Below are 4,832 nucleotides of genomic sequence, written 5' to 3'. Positions count from 1 at the left end.
CTGCTCAGAGATAGGCAGGATGCGATCGCTTCTTTCCTGAACCATGTTCAGGAGAGTTCAGCGTGAATGTATCAGAAACCGCTACAATCCAAATCTCAACGAGGCTAAAAGCAACCATGGCACAAGCACTGGAACTCAATACCGAAAACGTCGAGAAAGTCCTGGACGAGCTGCGTCCTTACTTGATGGCCGATGGGGGCAATGTGGAACTGGTGGAAATCGATGGCCCGGTGGTCAAGCTGCGCCTGCAAGGGGCCTGTGGAGCCTGCCCCAGCTCAACCATGACTCTAAAGATGGGCATTGAGCGCAAGTTGCGGGAGAGCATTCCCGATATTTTGGAGGTGGAGCAGGTATTCTGAGGGGCCCTGTAGGTTTTTGTGAGATTCCTTTAGGGTTCTTTATCATGTGTTGGATTATGTGCCTTGATAAATAGCCTCGGGTGGCTCTCTGCTCCCCACTTCTGTGCCTTTTCAGAGCTAGCGCATGTCTGTTCTCCTCTCCATCGCCATTCTCGCCCTGCTGATCCTGGTGCATGAGGCAGGCCATTTTGCGGCAGCCAAACTCCAAGGGATCCACGTCAACCGCTTCTCGCTGGGGTTTGGGCCGGTGCTGTGGCGATACCAGGGCAGGGAGACAGAGTATGCCATTCGCGCCCTGCCGCTGGGGGGCTACGTGGGCTTTCCTGACGAGGATGAACATTCTCCCTACCCCCCCGACGACCCGGATCTGCTGAAAAACCGCCCCGTGTTGGATCGCCTGGTGGTGATGAGTGCAGGGGTGATGGCCAACCTGATCTTCGCCTATCTGGTGCTGGTGTTGATGTTTGCCTGGGTGGGGATCCCCTCGGTAACGCGCATCCATCCCGGCATTCTCATCCCTCAGGTGATGCCCGATAGCCCGGCGGAGCGGGCCGGCCTGAAGGCAGGGGATGTGGTGTTGCAGGCAGCCGATCGCGATTACAGGGGGATTGCCGACGAGACGGCGGCCTTGGCAGCTCTGAACGATTTTCAGGTGCTGATCCGCAGCAGCGAGAACCGGCCCATTCCCCTGGAGGTGCAGCGTGGGGAAGGGGATCCCCTGCAATTGACGGTGATCCCAGAGGTGCGGGGAGAGACGGTGGCCATTGGAGTGACCTTGGCCCCCAATCAAGAGGTGACCTTGCGCCCCGCCCAGAACGTGGCCGAGATCCTCACGGAGGCGGGAAATGCCTACCAGCGGGTGGTGATGCTCAATCTGAACGGCTTGCGGCAGTTGCTGCAGAATTTCCAAAGCACGGCTGCTCAGGTCTCCGGCCCGGTGGGGATCGTCAAGATCGGGGCGGATCTGGCCCGCGATGACGCCGCCAGCCTGTTTAATTTCACCGCTTTGATTAGCATTAACCTGGCCTTTCTCAACCTGTTGCCCCTGCCCGCCTTGGACGGGGGACACATTGCCTTTTTGATCCTGGAGGCGATTCGCGGCAAACGGCTGCCCAAGCATCTGGAGGAGCGGGTGATGCAGACGGGCTTGGTGTTGTTGCTGGGATTGGGGGTGGTGCTGCTCTTCAAAGACACCCTCGCCATTGTCACCGGGTCGGGCTAGGGGAAGATGGCCAGCAAACGGGCCTTGCGCCAGCGAGCTTTGGAGATCCTGCTCCGGCTGAAGCGCCACTACCCCAACTCCACCTGTGCCCTCCACTACCAGACGCCGCTGCAGCTCTTGGTGGCAACCATCCTCTCGGCTCAGTGTACAGATGAGCGGGTGAATCAGGTAACGCCAGAGCTGTTTCGTCGCTTCCCGGATGCCCAGGCCCTGGCGACAGCGCCGCGAGAGGAGATCGAGGCTCTCATCCATTCCACCGGCTTCTATCGCAACAAGGCCAAGCACATTCAGGAAGCCTGCCGCAAGATCTTGAGCCATTTCGGTGGCCAAGTGCCCCGCACCATGCCGGAGCTGCTCACCCTACCCGGCGTAGCCCGCAAGACGGCCAATGTGGTGTTGGCTCATGCTTTTGGCATCAATGCCGGGGTTACCGTCGATACCCATGTTAAGCGCCTCAGCCGCCGCCTCGGCCTCACTGAGCACGAGGATCCCGTGCGCATCGAAAAGGATCTGATGCAGTTGTTGCCGCAGGCGGATTGGGAGAACTGGTCTATCCGTCTGATCGACCACGGGCGGGCCATCTGCACTGCCCGCAGGCCTCTGTGCCAGCAATGTTTTTTGGCGGATCTCTGCCCCAGCGCTCCCCTCCTGAGACCGGCGGCACCGGATGAGAAAATGGATAAAAAAGCTACCAAAGCCTCGCCAACCTGAGAGGATGGTTTCTAGGCGCCCTGTATGGCTGAGCCGGCAGGGATCCCTCCCTTGCAGCACTTGTTTTGGCCGCCCCTCGCCCTAGAATAAGCTCCATGCAGGATAAACCCATGTCAGTCGCGCCCCCCGTTCTGGTCATTGCCGGCCTGACGGGATCCGGGAAAACCTTGGCCATCCAGCAGTTGGAACAACTGGGGTACACCGGCCTAGAAGGGATCCCACCGGCCCAGGTGATCCCCTTGGTCGAGGCGATGCAGGCCCACCATGCCGCTTTGGCCATCAGCTTGAATCTCCACGCCCAGGAGTACCGGGATCAAGTTCCCACCCTGGCTGCTTGGGTGCAATCGCAAGGGATCCCTTTCCTATTCTTGGAGGCCCGCTCCCCAGTGTTGCTCAACCGTCTCAGCGCCCACCGCCGTCCCCATCCCTACGGGGAAGCTGCGGGTTTGTGGGAGGCCATTGAGCAGGAGCGGTTGGCTCTGGCCCCGGTGCGGGAACGCTGCACCCACTGGTTGGATACCTCCGACCTCAATGCCCAGCAACTGCGGCAGCAATTGCAAGCTCTGGTGCAAGGGATCCCCCAGCCCCTCAACCTAAGGTTGGTCAGCTTCGGTTTCAAGTACGGCGTTCCCCCCGATGCCAACTTGCTATTTGATGTGCGCTTTTTGCCCAACCCCTTCTTTCAGCCCCATCTGCGCCGCCTTACCGGGCAGGATCCCCTGCTGCAGGAGTTCTTGTTTGCGGATCCCATTACACAATCCACCTACCAGCACATCTTGTCCCTGATCAAAGCGTTTTGGCCCCACTATCGCGCAGAACGTCGCCCCCACCTGACTTTGGCCATCGGCTGTACCGGCGGCCAGCACCGCTCGGTGGCTCTGGTGGAGCGCCTGGCCCAGGATCTGCAGCCTTGGACTGTCCCTGCCGGCAACCACGCTCTTCCCGACCTGAATGTTCAGGTTCAGCATCGCCATCTGCTCGACTCTCAGCGGGAGCTGGAAGCCCGCTTTGGCCCGGCGCCCGGCGAAGCCGGCGTTGCCCAGCAACAGGTTAGGATCCCTTTGGCCGGCGTTCCTGCACCTTCCCATGCCTAAGCCTGTGCCCAGCAACAAGTCCGCCGCTTGGGGCATTCGCCGCCGCAAGGCTGCTTGGCCGGGAAGTGGCTGGAAATGGCTCTTTCCCGGTTTAGCCGTTAAACGCTGGCTGAGCCTGGCGGTTGGGGGCGTGCTGCTGATGGTGCTGGGCATTGCCATCTGGACGGAGTTGACCCCCATCTTTCGCTTAAAACGGCTGATCGACATCACCCTGCGCCTGATCACCACTTGGATCCCGAACAACATCAGTGGCCCCCTGGTGACTGGGATCGGGCTGATGATGGTGGTGCTGGGGTTTCGCAGCGCCATGCGCTCCATCGAGGATGTGCTGATCCCCGAGGGAGATGAAGCGCTGGTGGATAAGCTGTTGTCGCGGCGGCGTCTCAGCCGTGGTCCCCGCATTGTGGTACTGGGGGGCGGCACCGGCCTCTCCAACCTGCTGCGGGGTCTGAAGCGCTACAGCTCCAACATCACAGCCATTGTCACGGTGGCCGATGACGGGGGATCCTCAGGGCGTCTGCGGCGGGAGATCGGCGTTTTGCCCCCCGGCGATATCCGCAACTGCCTCACTGCTCTGGCCAACGAAGAAAAGCTGCTCACCGAGCTGTTTCAATATCGCTTCCAGTCGGGGGAAGGGTTGAGCGGCCACAGCTTCGGCAATTTGTTCATCACTGCCCTCACCGCAGTAACCGGCGGCGACTTGATTCGGGCCATCACTGCCACCTCGCAAGTCTTGGCCATTCAGGGGCGGGTGCTGCCGGCCACCCTGGCGGATGTCACCCTCTGGGCGGAGCTGAGCGATGGCCGCCGCGTGGTGGGAGAGTCCAACATTGCCAAAGCCGGAGGACGCATTTGCCGAATCGGCTGTGACCCCCCCAACCCTCCCGCCCTACCGGAAGTCATCGAGGCTATTGAGGCGGCAGAGTTTGTGGTGCTGGGGCCGGGTAGCCTCTACACCAGCATCATTCCCAACCTGTTGGTGCCGGAAATTGTGGAAGCTCTGGCCAAAAATATGGCCCCCCACATCTACGTCTGCAACATCATGACCGAGCCGGGGGAAACCGACGGCTATACCGTTGGGGATCACGTCATGGCTCTGGATCGGGTGGCAGGAGTGCGCCTATTTGACGGCGTGCTGGTGCAGCGGGAGCCACCCTCCCCACGTGCTTTGGAGCATTACCGCCGCAGCGGTTCTGAGTTTGTGGTGCTGGATCCCGACAAACTGGCTTACCTGGGCTGCCGCGCCGTTTTGGCTAACGTCATGCAAGAGGATCCAGAGACCGGCTTAGTGCGCCACAACCCCGAACGCTTGGCTGCAATGCTGATGCGCTGGTTCGACAGACATCGCCCCCTCTAGCTTTGCCCAGGATGTCCTGATACATTCACGCTGAACTCTCCTGAACATGGTTCAGGAAAGAAGCGATCGCATCCTGCCTATCTCTGAGC

Annotated in this window: 5 protein-coding genes; all 5 read left to right on the top strand. The window is 60.5% G+C overall.

The genetic code is table 11. From position 1 onward, the window contains the following. Nucleotides 1-116 precede the first annotated feature (116 nt). The 5 genes from NW834_RS13255 to NW834_RS13235 all read left to right on the top strand — a co-directional run bounded on the left by NW834_RS13255 (nucleotide 117) and on the right by NW834_RS13235 (nucleotide 4,743). Entirely contained in the window at nucleotides 117-359 is a 243-nt protein-coding gene (locus tag NW834_RS13255; RefSeq protein ID WP_414373537.1) for a NifU family protein, read from the top strand. A 124-nt stretch (nucleotides 360-483) separates the two neighbouring features. Further along, nucleotides 484-1,581, top strand: coding sequence for an RIP metalloprotease RseP (rseP, locus tag NW834_RS13250; RefSeq protein WP_414373538.1), 1,098 nt, complete (start codon nucleotides 484-486; stop codon nucleotides 1,579-1,581). A 6-nt stretch (nucleotides 1,582-1,587) separates the two neighbouring features. Then, nucleotides 1,588-2,292, top strand: coding sequence for an endonuclease III (nth, locus tag NW834_RS13245; RefSeq protein WP_414419305.1), 705 nt, complete (start codon nucleotides 1,588-1,590; stop codon nucleotides 2,290-2,292). A 110-nt stretch (nucleotides 2,293-2,402) separates the two neighbouring features. Then, complete coding sequence (gene rapZ, locus NW834_RS13240; protein WP_414419304.1) at nucleotides 2,403-3,386, top strand: RNase adapter RapZ; 984 nt, start codon at nucleotides 2,403-2,405, stop codon at nucleotides 3,384-3,386. Beyond that, a complete protein-coding gene (locus NW834_RS13235; protein ID WP_414419303.1) occupies nucleotides 3,379-4,743 on the top strand; it encodes a gluconeogenesis factor YvcK family protein in 1,365 nt (454 codons plus the stop codon). Before rapZ ends, NW834_RS13235 begins: the two co-directional genes overlap by 8 nt. Nucleotides 4,744-4,832: the final 89 nt, after the last annotated feature.

Source organism: Synechococcus sp. R60.1, assembly GCF_047461835.1.
Lineage (GTDB): Bacteria > Cyanobacteriota > Cyanobacteriia > Thermostichales > Thermostichaceae > Thermostichus.
Note: the sequence above shows the minus strand (reverse complement) of the source record. Positions and strands in the feature narration are given on the sequence as shown.